This window comes from Allobosea sp. FG18, from assembly GCF_057809495.1.
This window is the reverse complement of sequence record NZ_JBMDKB010000020.1, coordinates 76790-91146: the sequence shown is the minus strand read 5'-3', so window position 1 is coordinate 91146 and position 14357 is coordinate 76790. Positions and strand designations below refer to the sequence as shown.

At 62.6% G+C, this 14357-nt stretch carries 18 protein-coding genes; 10 read left to right on the top strand and 8 right to left on the bottom strand.

The window, feature by feature from the left end; genetic code table 11:
- Positions 1 to 48 precede the first annotated feature (48 nt).
- Positions 49 to 1563, top strand: a complete 1515-nt coding sequence (locus ACODTJ_RS21265) for a hypothetical protein (RefSeq protein ID WP_488849897.1) — start codon at positions 49 to 51, stop codon at positions 1561 to 1563.
- On the opposite strand, the gene ACODTJ_RS21260 is transcribed toward ACODTJ_RS21265, so the two are convergent.
- Both ACODTJ_RS21260 and ACODTJ_RS21255 read right to left on the bottom strand, forming a co-directional pair.
- A complete protein-coding gene (locus ACODTJ_RS21260) occupies positions 1541 to 2350 on the bottom strand; it encodes a hypothetical protein (protein ID WP_488849895.1) in 810 nt (269 codons plus the stop codon). The genes ACODTJ_RS21265 and ACODTJ_RS21260 overlap by 23 nt on opposite strands.
- Before the next feature lie 74 nt (positions 2351 to 2424).
- Positions 2425 to 3225 carry a hypothetical protein gene (locus tag ACODTJ_RS21255; protein WP_488849893.1) on the bottom strand — a complete coding sequence of 267 codons (801 nt, stop codon included), beginning with the start codon at positions 3223 to 3225 and terminating at the stop codon, positions 2425 to 2427.
- 95 nt (positions 3226 to 3320) lie between these two features.
- Here ACODTJ_RS21255 and ACODTJ_RS21250 point away from each other — a divergent pair, with 95 nt between their 5' ends.
- From ACODTJ_RS21250 to ACODTJ_RS21240, 3 genes are read left to right on the top strand one after another with little or no spacing between them, the layout of a single operon-like run.
- Positions 3321 to 4181, top strand: a complete 861-nt coding sequence (locus tag ACODTJ_RS21250; protein WP_488849891.1) for a hypothetical protein — start codon at positions 3321 to 3323, stop codon at positions 4179 to 4181.
- Positions 4174 to 4626, top strand: a complete 453-nt coding sequence (locus ACODTJ_RS21245) for a hypothetical protein (protein WP_488849889.1) — start codon at positions 4174 to 4176, stop codon at positions 4624 to 4626. Before ACODTJ_RS21250 ends, ACODTJ_RS21245 begins: the two co-directional genes overlap by 8 nt.
- 52 nt (positions 4627 to 4678) lie before the next feature.
- Positions 4679 to 5539 (top strand): hypothetical protein, encoded by an 861-nt coding sequence (locus ACODTJ_RS21240; RefSeq protein WP_488849887.1) that lies wholly within the window; start codon positions 4679 to 4681, stop codon positions 5537 to 5539.
- Here ACODTJ_RS21240 and ACODTJ_RS21235 read toward each other — a convergent pair.
- Complete coding sequence (locus tag ACODTJ_RS21235; RefSeq protein WP_488849886.1) at positions 5485 to 5961, bottom strand: hypothetical protein; 477 nt, start codon at positions 5959 to 5961, stop codon at positions 5485 to 5487. The two genes, ACODTJ_RS21240 and ACODTJ_RS21235, sit on opposite strands and share 55 nt — an antisense overlap.
- A 166-nt stretch (positions 5962 to 6127) precedes the next feature.
- Positions 6128 to 7039, bottom strand: coding sequence for a hypothetical protein (locus ACODTJ_RS21230; RefSeq protein WP_488849884.1), 912 nt, complete (start codon positions 7037 to 7039; stop codon positions 6128 to 6130).
- A gap of 149 nt (positions 7040 to 7188) precedes the next feature.
- Here ACODTJ_RS21230 and ACODTJ_RS21225 point away from each other — a divergent pair, with 149 nt between their 5' ends.
- Both ACODTJ_RS21225 and ACODTJ_RS21220 read left to right on the top strand, forming a co-directional pair.
- Positions 7189 to 7764 (top strand): SH3 domain-containing protein, encoded by a 576-nt coding sequence (locus ACODTJ_RS21225; protein ID WP_488849882.1) that lies wholly within the window; start codon positions 7189 to 7191, stop codon positions 7762 to 7764.
- 189 nt (positions 7765 to 7953) lie between these two features.
- Complete coding sequence (locus tag ACODTJ_RS21220; protein WP_488849880.1) at positions 7954 to 9564, top strand: Fic family protein; 1611 nt, start codon at positions 7954 to 7956, stop codon at positions 9562 to 9564.
- 68 nt (positions 9565 to 9632) lie between these two features.
- Here the strand turns inward: ACODTJ_RS21220 and ACODTJ_RS21215 are convergent, their stop codons facing one another.
- Both ACODTJ_RS21215 and ACODTJ_RS21210 read right to left on the bottom strand, forming a co-directional pair.
- Positions 9633 to 10043, bottom strand: a complete 411-nt coding sequence (locus ACODTJ_RS21215; protein WP_488849878.1) for a hypothetical protein — start codon at positions 10041 to 10043, stop codon at positions 9633 to 9635.
- A complete protein-coding gene (locus ACODTJ_RS21210) occupies positions 10040 to 10714 on the bottom strand; it encodes a hypothetical protein (protein ID WP_488849876.1) in 675 nt (224 codons plus the stop codon). The genes ACODTJ_RS21215 and ACODTJ_RS21210 overlap by 4 nt, the downstream gene beginning before the upstream one ends.
- A 326-nt stretch (positions 10715 to 11040) precedes the next feature.
- Here ACODTJ_RS21210 and ACODTJ_RS21205 point away from each other — a divergent pair, with 326 nt between their 5' ends.
- The 4 genes from ACODTJ_RS21205 to ACODTJ_RS21190 all read left to right on the top strand — a co-directional run bounded on the left by ACODTJ_RS21205 (position 11041) and on the right by ACODTJ_RS21190 (position 13225).
- Entirely contained in the window at positions 11041 to 11496 is a 456-nt protein-coding gene (locus ACODTJ_RS21205; RefSeq protein WP_488849874.1) for a GIY-YIG nuclease family protein, read from the top strand.
- A 15-nt stretch (positions 11497 to 11511) separates the two neighbouring features.
- Complete coding sequence (locus ACODTJ_RS21200) at positions 11512 to 11991, top strand: hypothetical protein (protein WP_488849872.1); 480 nt, start codon at positions 11512 to 11514, stop codon at positions 11989 to 11991.
- A gap of 74 nt (positions 11992 to 12065) precedes the next feature.
- Complete coding sequence (locus ACODTJ_RS21195) at positions 12066 to 12458, top strand: hypothetical protein (protein ID WP_488849870.1); 393 nt, start codon at positions 12066 to 12068, stop codon at positions 12456 to 12458.
- A gap of 26 nt (positions 12459 to 12484) precedes the next feature.
- On the top strand, positions 12485 to 13225 hold the full coding sequence (locus tag ACODTJ_RS21190; RefSeq protein ID WP_488849868.1) for a hypothetical protein: 741 nt from the start codon (positions 12485 to 12487) through the stop codon (positions 13223 to 13225).
- A gap of 1 nt (position 13226) precedes the next feature.
- On the opposite strand, the gene ACODTJ_RS21185 is transcribed toward ACODTJ_RS21190, so the two are convergent.
- Together ACODTJ_RS21185 and ACODTJ_RS21180 are read right to left on the bottom strand one after the other, a co-directional pair.
- Positions 13227 to 13922 (bottom strand): RES family NAD+ phosphorylase, encoded by a 696-nt coding sequence (locus ACODTJ_RS21185; RefSeq protein ID WP_488849866.1) that lies wholly within the window; start codon positions 13920 to 13922, stop codon positions 13227 to 13229.
- On the bottom strand, positions 13919 to 14329 hold the full coding sequence (locus ACODTJ_RS21180) for an MbcA/ParS/Xre antitoxin family protein (RefSeq protein WP_488849864.1): 411 nt from the start codon (positions 14327 to 14329) through the stop codon (positions 13919 to 13921). Before ACODTJ_RS21180 ends, ACODTJ_RS21185 begins: the two co-directional genes overlap by 4 nt.
- Positions 14330 to 14357 lie beyond the last annotated feature (28 nt).

Below are 14357 nucleotides of genomic sequence, written 5' to 3'. Positions count from 1 at the left end.
TCGCGGTCCTTTGTGGAATCGGCAGACGACGGACCTCAAAGGTGTTGCATGCGCATTCTGCTCTCTGATGAGATTGCTGCCTCCGTTCGCGCGTCGATCGGCAAGGCGTTCCCCGGGACAAAGGCGTCCCATCGTGCCGAAGCCCTCGCTGCTGGCCTCGGCTTCCGCAACAACGCGGCCCTCCTCGTCTATCTGACGTCAACGCCGCGTCACGAGCTGCGGGTGCGCGAAGTCGCCCACGGAGCTTTCCAGTCTCGGCTGAGCGAGCTCTCTGGAGCCGAGATCCGCGACAACGGGGCTCTTGCGGCAGCTGCGGATGCTGCGGGCGCGACCGTTCGCACGGCGGGATATGACGAGCTCTCGAATTCCGGGCGCGAGAAGTTCTTCGGGCAGTCCCAAGTCGGTGACTGGCGCGCGCCGGACATGAGCAATGCCGAGCGGTTCGCGTACATGGCGTTCCTGTTGCGCTGGAGGATGATGAACGCCGGTATTGCGAACTTCGTCGCCGACTATGCCGATATCGTGCCTGTCCATCTGCATCTCGCGGCGGCCTGCCAGGCCAACCCGAACTATGATCCGGAGATCTCGGCCTTCCTCGCCGATTGGCTCATTGCCGCCGGCGAGCAGGAGGAAGCTGAATGGGGAGATCGGATTTACGAAGCCATGCGCTTCCGGATCAATGCCTACCTCGATGCGCTTTGCCTTGCCTGGGACCAGGCGGTCGATCCGATGAGCCTCATGCCGGTGGGCCAGCCCGAGCGTCCTCGCATCAAGGAGGTGCCGACGATTTCGTTGTCGCTCGCGCCGGGAGAGCTGCTTTCCCTGTTCGAGGCGGGGCAAGCCGAGGCCTCCTATCTCGATCTTACCGGGCTGGCGCTGATGGCTCATTGGCGCACCGGGGTCTCGCACGCGGTGCTCCGTCAGATGACCGAGAGATTGCAGCAGGCCTCCCTTGGTATCGGTGTGCCGGCCGGGACTCGGATCGTCAATGGCGCGGGAGCTGTGGTCTCATGGTCAGAGGCACGCCAGCTTATCCGCCCCTCTCACGCGCTCGACCCATTGGCACCAGGCAAAGGGGTCGATTGGGACAAGCTGGAGCTGTTGCCCACGGATAGAGCCGGCGCGGCGAAGGCTGCCGAGCTGCTGGAGGCAGGGGGATTGGATTACGCCGTGATCCCTGCCGACGACGGCTTCAGCGCCGGCCTGAGGTCGGCCGCGCGTCGTCACGCCTATGCGGTGATTGTCGACATGACCGGGCGCGAGGTCTCCGAGATCCTGCCGATCATGATGTCGGGTATCATGGTGATCGCGACCAATTTGGATGTGAACCCGCCGGGCACCCTGTTCCAACTTCGGGGCTGCAAGGTCCTATCGCCGGACGGGGTCGTCTTCATGGCGGATGGTGTGCCCCCGGAGCTTCCTCCGGGTCACTTTGATGAAGCCGAGGCCAAGCCGGTGCTACGGGCCTCACACTTCATCAAGATCGGAGATCGGCCGCCGCCTCGCATCATCGTCGACGACGAAGGGCCGCAGGATGGGCTCAAACCGCCGGGGCGAGGCTAGGCGCTGCCCGGAGCTCATCGACGCGAGCTCGAAGCTCCGCGGCCCACTCCAATAGGTAGCCGCGGTGCCGAACGGGGTCGTTGGGCTTCAGCGAATCCATGGATCGCAGGCCGAGATAAAGGTCGGTCTGCGATCCGCCGTTTCCGGACGGATGCGGGAATGAGCCGAGGATGTTGCCCTCGGGGATCAGCTTTCGCTGGGCGCACCATTTCAGCGCTTCATGCGGGGTCGGCCCGAGGCCAATGAAGAGGCAATCGGCAGGCAGCTGCTGAAGTGAGGGTACGAAGTCCTTCTCGAAGCTCGACCGCATCGCCTTCGATTTCAGGACTTCGGCGAAGGAGCCGTTGAATGGCGAGCCTCTCTGGGAGAAGGCGGCGTGTGGCACGACAGATGTCGCGTGTAGAAGATGGGCGCCGGCGTCCTCCCAGAGCTGCTGCCCGGATTCCAGGCCCATCAAGTCGGTTACGCCGGTCCCATCCAGAAGTTTCACCAGGTTGGGGCGGACAGCAGAGCCGCTGAAGGTGGCGTAGCGCTTGATCTTCTCGAAGTCGGCGGGATCCTCGGCGCGGATCGCTAGCGAGCGAATGCATCCGTAGGCGTCGATGACTTGGGTGGGACCCGGCGTAATCCCAACTAGGCACAGCCGTGCATGGGGATTCACGCCCTCAAATGGCGTGTAAACCAGATAATGCCCGGCGTCGCGCTGGACGACAACGCCAGGCATAGTTGCGGCGTCGACCCCGAAGCGGGTGATTGTGTCTTTGAAGCGGGAAAACAGAGGACGCACGCAGGCTCTCCACGGTGGCGTCCCCATAAGTTTCCCGGATCCTCAGTCGCGTTCAAGAGGCCGAGCAAGAACCCTTAACGAGGTCTTTCGGGTTTCGTAGGATTTCCGAGGTTTGCAAGCCAGTTTCGAAGGAGCGGCGGGTCGGCCGTCAGGATCTGCGGCTTGCGCAAAGCTCGCGCCAGCGACGGGACGAGAACGTAGACTGGCATGGGTGCGAGGTAGAGGATGTCGCGGCTGCCATAGCTCGTTTCGGTTGCGACATTGACCCGGGATGTTGGTGTTCGAAGGTCAATTCTTTCGATGAGTCGCTCGCGGGCCAGTCCGGATGCCGGGCGCCACTGGGACGAGTATTCGAGCCTCGAGGTCGAAACCGAGGGGACCTCGACCTCGTCGCCACACTCAGAGCCGCAGGCGATTGTGGGCAGGACCCTAAGAATGGTCTGGCGCTGAAGATAGAATACCGCCCCGACCTTGCCGCTCTCGGCGATCTTGCGGGCGATCGCTTTGCCGTCTTGCGACTTCACCAGAACGCTCTCGACGCCTTGCGGGAGGTTCGGGACTTGGTGAGGCGCCGAGGAAGCGTTACGGCCAGGCCCGGATAGCCCGACGACCGCGATTGTCGAGATGAGGGTGTAGATGACCGGCGCGACCGCGATCGCCGGCGAGCGAAGCCAAACCGAGACAGCGGCAATCCCGATGAACACGGTTGGCATCGCGCCGTAGTAGAGCGCCTTGAGCCAGAGAACGCCTAGACCCGGCACTAATATCTGGCTGGCAATGACGAATGCGGCAAAGCAGCCAAAGGCAATTGCAAACCGAAGCGCCTCCGAGCGCAAGGGGTGTGGGCGTTCAGCGGAGGCGGCCTGATGTCTCAAGCTGAAATCTCTTCGGTTATGCAATGCCACCTCGCGTTCGCGAGTATGGCAGCAATGATAGGTGCCCTCGGCGAACCACGATTCGAGGGGCTGTCATGGATCATCCGCGCGTTTCCTTGAATTTGAAAGGCGTGGACGGGCAGACCGGATTGATTGCGGCTCCGGTCCTTCGTGCCTACACCATTTTGAGCACCTGGACGGGAGAGTGGTCGCCAATGGCCTTGCGAGAAGATCTCACTGCTGAGATTGGTCGTCTGAGGGAACGGTTCGTTTCCTCGGAGGCGAAGTCAGAGGTCGACGAAGCGCTCAACGAGATCGAGCGCTTCGTGGCCGACTATGCGATCGAGCCGGTTCCGCAGGCGGATCATGTCGATCGTGCGGAACTTGTGCCTGCGGCCAGGGCGCTCGCGAGCTGGATCGGATATGCCTGGAACGGGATGGATCGCGGGCGCATTTCGGATCGCGGCCACAGACCGTGGGTCTACGCGCAGTTTGGAGGACAGAAGTTCCAGGGCGGCCAGGCTGATTTGATCGACATGGTCGCGGCGGTTGCGTCGAAGGTGAAGGGCGACAAGGCCGGCGCCGGCGGAAGCGCAGCTCTCCTCGGCGAGGTCGCGCGCTTGCGGCCGCACTATCAATCCTCGACATCGACAGACCAGGCGCGGCGCCAGCTGCTCGATCACTTCGAGAAGTTCGGGCGGCGCGGGGCGGAGCCGACGTCAGAGCCCCTCCTCCCAGTCTTTGCTCCAGGCCAGGTCGGCTCGGATCTTCTGGAGGCGGCCGAGCGCTACCTGGACGGCTACGTCTACTCGACCGATGACACCGAGCACGCGCCGAACGAGTTCGAGCGGGGGATGCTGGAGGATTTCTCGAACGGGTTTCTGTCGCAGCCGGACGTCAATGGAATCCTGCAGAAGGTCGCGCGTGCGCAGAAAGTCGGAGGCACCGATGTCTGAGTTCTACATCGTCGACGTGCGCCCTGCCTGGGCAGCCGAGCCCTACCTGACCATGTGGCGGGCGAATGACGCGGGCTACGCGCAGTCGTTGCCCTGGGCGGGTCTCTACGCCCTGGAAGAGATAGCGTCCGGCCGGCGTTCCTACTGCAAGAGCGAGGGGCGCAGGATTGTTCGCATGGCGGTTCCCGCGGAAGTCGTCAGGAGGCTTGCCGCACCGCCAATCCCGGAAAGGCCGATCGATGGCCCCGGACCGGTCCTGCACAATACGCCGGCGGTCGTGAGGGCGCTCAAGCGAGCCAGGTTGACCTTTGAGCCGGCCGATGTCGCCGAGACCTACCCGATCGGAGCACAGACAAGCATTTTGAGCCCGGCCGGCCGAGGCATGCTCCACGCGATCGAGGCGGATCGACGAAAGCGCGGCCGACGCTCGGTCGCTTCAGCCTAGTGCCTTTCAGGGCCGCGGGATTTCATTGATCGCAGTCCAAGGACCCGAGTCGATGCACGCAATTCACGCTACCGCCGCCAGGCATCGCCCTTTCTCGCCCGCGCCGGAGCGCCCTCATATCCTGCGCCGTTTCTCGGTGAAGCTGGTCGAGTTCGTAAGGCCGGACAGTTTTTGGCCGAGCCCGTACAGCCTTGAGCAGGCCTTCTGCACGCTGCAGCACTTCGTCCGGACCGGCAGTGAGCCTCAGTACCAAACGCCCGGTCAGTGGGGCCGATCAGGGCCGTGGGATCTCATGAACGGGCGCGGCGTCGTGAGCAGCCCCGGCTTGGAAGCGATCACCAGCATCGCCGGGCTTCGTGATGTATTTCATCGCGCGTTGCTCGGGCGCGCCGCCTCCGATGGGCAAGCGCAGTGGCGTCGCGACCATAAGATAGACGTCACACAGTCGCTCGTAATTTCGCATCGGGTCTATCGTCCGTTCGATGGTGCCAAGCATCTCGGATTCGCTTGTGAGGCCGACATCCACAAGCGGCTCGAAGAGATGTTCGGCAAGGATGACGCCGGCAAGCAGATGGCGATCTCGCTCAATTCCGTCCACAAGGACGTCGGCACGCTCCACGGCATGTCGGTGAAGGTCACCTCGAACGGGTTTCTGTTCTCGCTCAAATATGGCGACCGGCATCCGTCGGAATTCGGCAGTGCGTGGGAAGAGATTCTCGCGATGACTCGGACCGGTGAAACGTTCGTCGATACCTTGGACCGCGCCTATCGCGTCTACCGCTGCATTGTTCATGGCGAGGCGAACAACTGCGACGCCGGCGACATGCATCGCTTTTACCGCCAGGACTATGTCTCGGATCAGATTGTGGCGCTCCACGAGGGAGTTGGCGCCGGCTCCTCTCCGAAGCCGTAAAACTCATTCGCGGCCGCGCGATAGGGCTCGGTGAGATCCATCAGATCTTTCGGCGTGACCCCTTCGATCCGGGCGAAGGACCTCGTCCACGGCAAGGCCGCGGCGATGGAGCGGATCCGCGCCCGTTCTTCCGCGTCGAGGAAGTCGTCGTCCCAGTGCTTGCCGACGGCGATCTCTACCTGGCCGAAGGCCTTCTCAAGTCCAGCAATCGCGGTGCTCAAGCTCATCCTGCCCATGACGTCGACGCAGTCGCCCCGCGGGCGTTCGTTCGGATACTGCGGCGCGCAGGCGAAGACGGCATGAAGGAGGCGTCCGTCCGGTCGGGAGATCGTGACGACATGATCGGCGCCTGAAACCTCGCCCAGCACTGCAGCGAGCTTGAGGCAGTCCCCGAGGGTGAATTTATGCGCCAGGGAGAACACGGTCTTTGCGACGAGATCACCGGATAATCCGAGCTCGTCGCGCAGCTCGAAGAAGTGGCTCATCAAGTCGCTGGAGAGAAGCCTCTCATGGAGCCAAGTTGTCGCCGAATCGGAATCCATAGGCCGAGATTGCCGGTTCGAAGCTCTGCCGACAACCGCAAGGGCCCTAGGCAGCGCTGGAAGCGACCTCGAACCCTTCGGTCCGGAGCAATCGAGAGATCGATTCCGCGCGTGCGACTTCACCCGCCTCGAGGCATCTCTTCAGCTGGCGCCGAAGCCCGCATTCGCGCCGGGATGCGCCCTTGTCGCGCCGCGGGAGATCAGGCCGGAAGGAGAAGAGCTCGTAGTGCGAGAGATAGGTGAAATCCCGCTCGCCCGGGCCGTAGACAGCCAGCCACCGGGAGTTGATCCCGCCGGCGACGACCGCGCGCGCCAGGCATCCGTTACGCGTCCGGAAATAGCGCACCGCGCAGTGTTCCAGCCGGTTGCCATCGGCATCGCTGCGATCCCAGCAGTCGATCTCCCGGTCGGCGGGCCATCCATCTTCTCGGCGCTGGAAGCGATTCCGGCCGGCGCGCACGTCATCCCTGCTGATCCACGTCGAGTTGAAATACGCGAGGGGGTCTGGGTTGGCCGAGGCAGGGGGATTGATCAATTCCATCCCTTCGCGCTCCCAGCTCGCCAGGATCTTGCGCGAAATGCCCTCAAAGGCCTTCCGGACCAGGTAGGGCATCCGAGTGACCTTATTGAAATCGTAGCGGCCACCGTTGCGGTTGACGACTACCAAGTCCTGCCAGAACTCGACGATGACGCTCACCGCGCAGATTTCGACCCGGACCTTCAGGTCGCCGCGATGGCCGGTAAAATAGTTCTTGCTGATGCAGCGGTGGCGCCTCAGAACCTCTGGATCGGGTTCGATGTGAAACCCGTTGGCTCGCATCAGATCGATCGTCCGGTGGGCGAGTTCTCTGTGACGCTTCTCGCCGTCGTCCCGATACGGGATGTCGATATAGGCGATCAGGCTCGTGTCGTAGGCCTTGAACGACCCATGGGTGAGATGGAAGTCCGTAGCGAGCATGGAGAAGGCTCCTTTCCGCCTGCGACATGAATTGTCGACCCGATTCTTGAATGCATCTAGTGGGCATGTGGGCTTCATCCACCGACGCATTCGCCGAAGGCGAAACAGCGGGTAGCATTGTGGTGTCGCCATCGAGTCGGGATCTGCCTGTGAAGATTGCATGCGCCGTATTGATTTCTTTGGCCTGCGTGGTTGGAGCGGTGAGCTCTCGGGCTACCGAGATCGGCATCCTCAGGAGCTGTTCGTTCGGCGCATTCGTGACAGACAGTGATCCGGCTGGTCTGAATGTTCGCGCGGGGCCAGATGTCAGCTCGCCGATCGTTGGTAAGCTCCCTCCGCCGGCACTCTCGGACGATGACCCTCCCATCCGTTCCTTCGTCGAGGTGGAGGTCGTTGCCGCGCAGAACGGCTGGTTTCGGATCCGCAACGCGCGCGACAACGCGCTCCTCGCGCCACCTGGGCGGAAGGTCTTCAATGGCGCAGGCTGGGTATCGGGACGGCATCTGAGCGTGAAGTCGCAGGCACCCATGGGGCGCGACGTCGCCAGCGCCAGAGGGCGTCCGGTGCGGGCTGCAGTCGACTTTGACAGTGACAGTTTCGTCAGGTCAGCGCGGCTGCACGACTGCGTCGGGCAATGGGCATTGGTGTCGAGCCCTGAGCACCGCTTCAGCGGATGGCTCAACCGCATCTGCGCCACCCAGGAAACGAGCTGCGACGGCGTCTAGGGCGTCCGGTTCTGCAGGTGCGGGAAATCAGTTAGGCGGGCTGCGAGCGAGGTCGTAGCTTCCGCAGTGCCGATGCAGCAGGCTCTTTCGCGGTGTCGGTCGCCTGGTTCGGAGGGCACCTCCTGCCTTTCAAAGGGATGTGTTACGTTTTTTCCGCGGAGATTACGATTTTTCCGCAGAGGGAAAGCCATGCTGATCCGCGCCATTCGTGAGACCGGTCGCCACGGGTATCGTCAGCCGTCCGGGACGGTTTTGACGGGCTATTCGGCGCTCATCCATCATTTCGATCTCGAAGTCCCGATGCCGGATGTCCTCGCGGTGACGTCGGATGCGCGCCAGCGAACGGAACGAGGCCGAAACCACACCATGGCCGCCGGCGGCTATGCCGTCTACGAAGTCACGTATCGCGGGACCGATGATCGCGAGCGAGGGCGGCTCTTGCGAGGCGACATGACGTTCGCCGAGCACCTGGTCTTCGCGTTGAAGCACGAGGCGACGGATCTCCACGTCCTCCGCAAGCTGTTTCTAAAGGTCGATCCCGAGCTCGTCGCTGAAATGATCCGGCAGAGCCCGACGGGGGCTTATGCACGCCAGGCGTTCTTCTTCTACGAGTGGCTGACGGGGCTGAAGCTGGATGTCCCCACCGCCGGCGGCGGCTACATCGACGCGCTGGATCCAGAGGTCTGGCACACGGCGAGCCCGATCAATTCGCCGCGACATCGCGTTCGTGACAACATTCCCGGTACGCCGGTTTTTGCACCGCTCGTTCGCCGCTCCGCAACCTTTCAGGGGGACCTGCGCGAGGAGTGTAACAAGAAGGCCAGCGCAGCTTTGGCCGAAGGTCCGCCAGGCATCATCACGCGTCTGCGGCGTCGGCTTCTTCTGCGGGATTCACGATCGACTTTCGCGATCGAGAACGAGAATCCGTCCGTCGACAAGCTTGAAAAATGGAGCAACCTCGTCAGCGACTCCGGCAAGACGCGTCTCGACCTGCCGTTCCTGGTCGGGCTGCAGAAAATGATCGTCGACTCTCGCTGGATTACCACAGGAATTCGGCATAATGGGGTGTGGCTCGGCGAGGAAATCGACAACTCGCTGATCCCAAATTGGATTGGCGCGAAACCGGAGGACCTCAAGGAGCTCGTCGAGGGCATCTTCGCAGCCGATGGCCGCATGTTGGACACGCCTGGGTTCGACCCGGTCGCGCACGCGACGGCGGTCAGTTTTGGCTGGTTGATGGTTCACCCGCTCGCAGACGGAAACGGCCGAACGCACCGCTACATCCTCAACCACATCCTCAATCAGCACGGGTTGAAGCCCCAGGGCATCACCTTGCCGATCTCGAACGCTATCTTCGCTGACATGGATGGCTACAGGGAAACCCTGACGGCCTTCGACGAGAAGCGCATCGGACTGATCAAATGGGAGCGAACGGCAAACGGAAACGTTGAGGTCGTGAACGACACGCGTGATCTCTACGGGCATTTCGACGCGAGCCACCAGGCAGCCTTCATCACGAACCGCCTGACCTATTGTCTCGACTACAGCATCCCGGAGGAGATCACCTCGATCGCGCTTCGAGACAGGATGGTCGCTGGCATGAGGGAGGTGGTCGACATGCGACCGGAGCGCCTCGACCTCTTTGCCAAGCTCGTGATGCAGAACCATGGCCGGCTATCGAAGGCGAAGCGAGAGAAGATGTTCTCGGAGCTCTCCGACGATGAGCTTGAGGGCATGGAAGCCGTGGTGCAGGAAGTCTACAGCGTCGATAACGCTTCCTCGAACACGTTCAAACCGTAAGCGGGTAGATTATTAGTTTTACACGGAGTCGCGAAGATATTCGCGTTTTTACGCAGGTGTGTCGATTTTTACGCGTCTCTAGCTGGAGACGCGCCGAGGCGGCGGAGTGTGATTGTCGCGTTATGCGCGGTAATCAGCGCGCCGGCGGTTTCCCCGGGGATGCCCGTGGCGATGCTTGAAATGGGCATGCAGCCGGCCTGAACCGCCGCCTGGGAGTTCCACTGCCAGATCTCGACCAGACCGGCCTCGTCCGGGTCGCTCGCATACCAGAGGTCGCTCGCATCGTCGGGATAGCCGTGCGGCAGAACTTCCTTGGCGAGGCACGTTGCGTCGGAGGTGGCTCGGTCGATCGATGTTGCCCAGGCCGGGGTACGGTTCGCCGCGGCGCGGGTTGCGGAGAGCAGCATCGAGGCTGCGCTGATAGCCCGGGTCAGCAGCTGATTGCGCTTGATCTCGCTGTCGACTGAAATCGAGGTCATGCGGCGATCCTGTCGTCGTCGGCAACGAAGGCCTTCCCCTCCAGCAGGATCGATTCCGGGACGGGCACGGAGAAGGCAATGGCGAAGCCGCCGGGGAACTGGCGAGCGACGCGACCGAACAGCCTCTTGCCGACCACCACAGTGTCACCGATGCCGGCGGATAGGGTTGTTTTGAGCGCGATGCCGGTTCGGGAGACGTCGATGATCATGGCATCGCGGATGTCTTTGCCGTGCGCGACGGTTGCGGCACGATCGTCTGGTACGAAGCGATCGTTCATGCGGTGCTCGACGCGCTGCGCAGCAGGGAGGCTCACCAGATGCTCGATCTGGCTGGCGAGTTTCACGCGTTTGCGCACGCTATTGATCAGGGTGACGGCGAAGGCGCCACTCGTTGCCCTGATGATCGATCCTTCCAGACGACCAAGCCGATCCAGATAGATGACGACACGGTCGCCGGCGCGCGCTGGATGGCTGCAGGCAACCGCAAGGCCTGTCGCGGAGATGTTCACGGACTCACAAAGATGCTCGCTCATGTTCCAGAACATGCAGCGGCCCTTCAGGCGCAGGTCGTGTCGAGGATACATGCGGCGGGTGGCCGGATCCTGGTCTGCATCGAGACGCAATACCGTCTGCAAGATGCGAGCTACGGGAGTGTCGGCTGGGCGGGTCAATTCGCGCTCTTCAGAAGTGGCAAGGATAGGCGCTCCTGGGTGAAGGATTGCCGGGCAATCCTTTCAGGCGGCTTGCAACAATTAGGTCAGATTGCGCGTACCCGCAGGCCCTGCTCCTGTTTTCGAGCGGTCGTCCCCTTGTTTTTTGGCGACGGTCGAAAGGGCAGGCGCTCGGCCGCGCGAGACCGGCATCTCTGTGATACTGATCTAAGGCAGACACGGATTTCGCCTTAGATCAGTATCATCCATCGACTAGGCGTCGCGCCTCTCCCCTCCGCTTGCGCCGAAGAAGCATCACCCGTCATGAATGGGGGAGTGAGGCCCCAATGAATGCTCGATTCGCCGCGACGGTCGCTCGCGCCCCAGAAATTTTCCGCGAGCTCGAAGCCAGCGAGCCTCTCGATCTGAAATCGATCGGTCGCCGCAAGGCGCCAGGGATCTACGCCTTCTTCGAGGATGGAGTTTGCGTTCACGTCGGCCGGACGCGCGATATCGTGCAACGCATCAAGGGGCATCGCGCCGTCTCGCACCTGAAAGCCACCTATGCCTTCAAAAGGACGAGAGGTGTTCTCGGGCATGTCGCCACCTACAAGAAGGAAGGATCGCGAGGGCATCTTATGCAGACGGAGTCCTTCGCGATTGAGTTCCGCCGCCAGGTTGCGCTGGTTGCCGCGATGACGGTCAAGTTTGTCGAGGTAGAGGATCCGCTGGAGCAGCACTTCGCTGAGGCGTACTGCGCACTGGAATGGGGTCTCGATCTCAGCGAATTCTCCACGCATTAGGGGCGAAGGACGTGGATGGCGCCCGGGCGGGATGTGGCCTTTGGCGCGGCTTCATGCGCCAATCGGCGAATGAGCCTTCCGCAAATCCTTTATCATGGCACCTCGACCAAATTCCTGCGTCGGAAGCTCGGAGAGGGCCTGCTGCCGTCCCATATGACGGGGGCGGTGCTGATGACGTGCCTGACGGACGAGCGCGAGTCGGCTGAGTATCACGCGCTCTGCATGGCTGAGTTCGAGGCCGCGCGCCCGATCGTTTTCGCGATCCCCGTCGAACGCCTGGATCTCTCAGCCTTCACCCTTGAGGACAAGTTCGTTGAGCTCGGACCGTCCGCGGGTCGCGGGCTGTTCGCGGCCGATCTCTTAGGCTTTTCGAGATGGCGTCACGCGCCTTGGACTTGGCGCGCGATGCTGTCGATCGCCGGGGCCGTGGGCTACACCGGGACGATTGCGGTAACTCGCAAGGACATTCTCCCGGTCGTCGGAGAGATCCAGTGAGCAGATCCTCTCTTTCCAGCCTCATCTCGCGCGTCGAGGAAGGCCGCGGGCCAGACGTTGAGCTGGAATCCCTCGTGTGGCGGGTTCTCGTCGCGAAGGAAGGCGACGTCTGGGTCCAGTTTGAGGATCGCTGGCTCCGGCGCGATCCGAAGGACCTGGTCGCCTACGATAGTTCACCGGCGATCCTGACGAGCTTCGATGCCGCCCTCGCACTGTTCCGTGAGGTTTTGCCGGGATGGTGGTGGCGGGGAGGTTCGTGCTGGGTATCCAGTGAGGTTCGGATCTGTCCGGATCATGGCTCTCCGGAGCATGCCCTGCGTCTTCATCGAGAATTTCCGCCCGAGATCGATGTCTGGAACGAGGGGCTTGAGGTCGAGCTGCGGCCTGGATCCGACGAGACGCTGGCGCGGGCCTTGGTTGCGGCGATCCTGCGCGTTCGAGAGATCGTCACTTGCAAGGAAGCCTAGCACACTGCCATCGAGCAGGAGCTGTCATGACCCATATCGATTTCAAAGATAAAATTGACGCGCCGGATGTTGCCGATGCCGGCCGCCGCAAGAACGTATTCCGCGCGATGGCGAAGGATTTTCTGCTCGCGAAGCGCGAGGGTGTGATCACCGATGGGCCTGGAGCCATCGCGCGCATGATGGAGCAGGCCTACAAGGCGGGTCTGGAGGGTGCCAAGCTGGATCTTACAGCAGGGCGGGACGCGCCGCTGCCGAGTGCCAGGTTCACGGAGATGGATCTGCCGGCGACGTCGAGAGAGAGCCTGAGCTACCTCCGCAAGCACCTCTTCGACGCATGGACGGTGCCCGATATCAAGGCTCTTCCGGATCGCGGACGCCTGTTCGTGTTCATGCGACCGCCGCTCGATGGCATCGCAGTCGCGCTCACTCGCGACGAATGGCTGGTCTACTGCCGTGGCAATGTGAATCCCGAGGGCGTCTCGAACAGGGCTTTCCTACCGATGATCCGGGCGGGTCTGTTCGATTACGTCCGCGGGGTTCTCCGAGGCGGATGGGAGGTCGTGAGTATTACCGAGCGCGGCTACGAGCTTCTCAGGACCGGCGAAACCTGCCCGAGCGACGCCTTCCAGCCGGGCACGACGCGGACCGCTCGTGAGTGGTCAAGGATCGCGCTGCCGGAAGACATGCTGCCTGCCGCAGTTTACATATCCGGAGTCAAATATGGGCTGATCAAAGAGCGAAGCCCAGCTCCGGCACCCAGATTCTGAGCTAGAGCCCGAAGATCGCGTGCGTGCGGCAGTTGCGGACCATGTCCACGCGCGAGCCGTCCCAGTGATAATCGTAGTGGTCGCCCTGTAGCGGGATCGGGATCAGGTTCGGCCAGAAGATGGCTGCACACTCCCCGCCGGCGGCCCGTACGCTCTGATAGACGATTCCGTTCGATCCGTTTGCCCGCAGGCCGCGCGCGAGCGCCTGAGGCGCTTCGTAGCTCGATGCATGATGCATCGCCGGCGAGCTTCGGACATCGTGCAAGTCGAGATCGATAGCATTGATCAGAACGCGAAACTGCGAGGTCCAGCCCGCCGTCTCTCGGCTGTTTGCCATCGCCCGTCCGAAGTGGTGCGCGACTTCACGGATGGCGACCTCCTCCGCATTGGCGGCGCTGTAGACGCCATAGGTGCCATCGGTGAAGCGGCCGGGCCGATCCGTGCTGATATGGACGAAAGGTGCCATCAGCAGGCTGGCACCTGGGCCGTTCACGCGGCGAGAGGGCGGCACCAACTCAAGCCGGCCGAGCTGCTCCCAAATGCGTGGATTGGACTTCGACTCGATGGAGGCGAGCGCTTCCCAGTCGCGCGGGTCGGCGATGTCCTCGAACAGATCGATTGGCGGGAAGGCAGAGCGGATGATCCGGTATGCGCGAGGCCACTGGATGCGGGTGATCGCGGGGGCTGCAGTGCTCACCAGCCACCGCGCTCGGCGTCGAGGTACGAGCGGACGCGCGCCAGCGAGAAGATGCTGCCCTCGGCCATGATGTCCACCGGCGTCCGGCCGCCGAAGGCGTCGTTGGGCTTGCTGACCCAGGCGTAGCCGCGCTCGGGATCCGTGAAGAGGATGCGCAGCCCCTTGTGGATGCCCATCAGAAGCGAGAGCCGGGTGGCAAGATCGCGATCGATCCGACCGAGCTCACCCGTCTTCCACCTGGCGTAGGTCCGCGAGGGAAGGCCTCCCAGGATCTCGCGAGCGATCGCGTCGCTGATCTTCCACCTGTCGAAGAGGTTGATCACGGCCCTGGCCGCTGCTGCGGCCTCTTCCGGGGAAATCTGCGGAACGTCCGGTTGCGCAGCGGTGCGGGGGATCTCAACGAGCATCGTTCTGCCTCACTTTGGCAGAATGTAG

What these genes read in the sequence shown, in the direction of transcription:
- ACODTJ_RS21265 (WP_488849897.1), top strand. Translation starts at nt 49, where the DNA reads ATGCGCATTCTGCTCTCTGATGAGATTGCTGCCTCCGTTCGCGCGTCG.
- ACODTJ_RS21215 (WP_488849878.1), bottom strand. Translation starts at nt 10,043, where the DNA reads ATGACCTCGATTTCAGTCGACAGCGAGATCAAGCGCAATCAGCTGCTG.
- ACODTJ_RS21245 (WP_488849889.1), top strand. Translation starts at nt 4,174, where the DNA reads ATGTCTGAGTTCTACATCGTCGACGTGCGCCCTGCCTGGGCAGCCGAG.
- ACODTJ_RS21205 (WP_488849874.1), top strand. Translation starts at nt 11,041, where the DNA reads ATGAATGCTCGATTCGCCGCGACGGTCGCTCGCGCCCCAGAAATTTTC.
- ACODTJ_RS21240 (WP_488849887.1), top strand. Translation starts at nt 4,679, where the DNA reads ATGCACGCAATTCACGCTACCGCCGCCAGGCATCGCCCTTTCTCGCCC.
- ACODTJ_RS21190 (WP_488849868.1), top strand. Translation starts at nt 12,485, where the DNA reads ATGACCCATATCGATTTCAAAGATAAAATTGACGCGCCGGATGTTGCC.
- ACODTJ_RS21250 (WP_488849891.1), top strand. Translation starts at nt 3,321, where the DNA reads ATGGATCATCCGCGCGTTTCCTTGAATTTGAAAGGCGTGGACGGGCAG.
- ACODTJ_RS21230 (WP_488849884.1), bottom strand. Translation starts at nt 7,039, where the DNA reads ATGCTCGCTACGGACTTCCATCTCACCCATGGGTCGTTCAAGGCCTAC.
- ACODTJ_RS21220 (WP_488849880.1), top strand. Translation starts at nt 7,954, where the DNA reads ATGCTGATCCGCGCCATTCGTGAGACCGGTCGCCACGGGTATCGTCAG.
- ACODTJ_RS21180 (WP_488849864.1), bottom strand. Translation starts at nt 14,329, where the DNA reads ATGCTCGTTGAGATCCCCCGCACCGCTGCGCAACCGGACGTTCCGCAG.
- ACODTJ_RS21200 (WP_488849872.1), top strand. Translation starts at nt 11,512, where the DNA reads ATGGCGCCCGGGCGGGATGTGGCCTTTGGCGCGGCTTCATGCGCCAAT.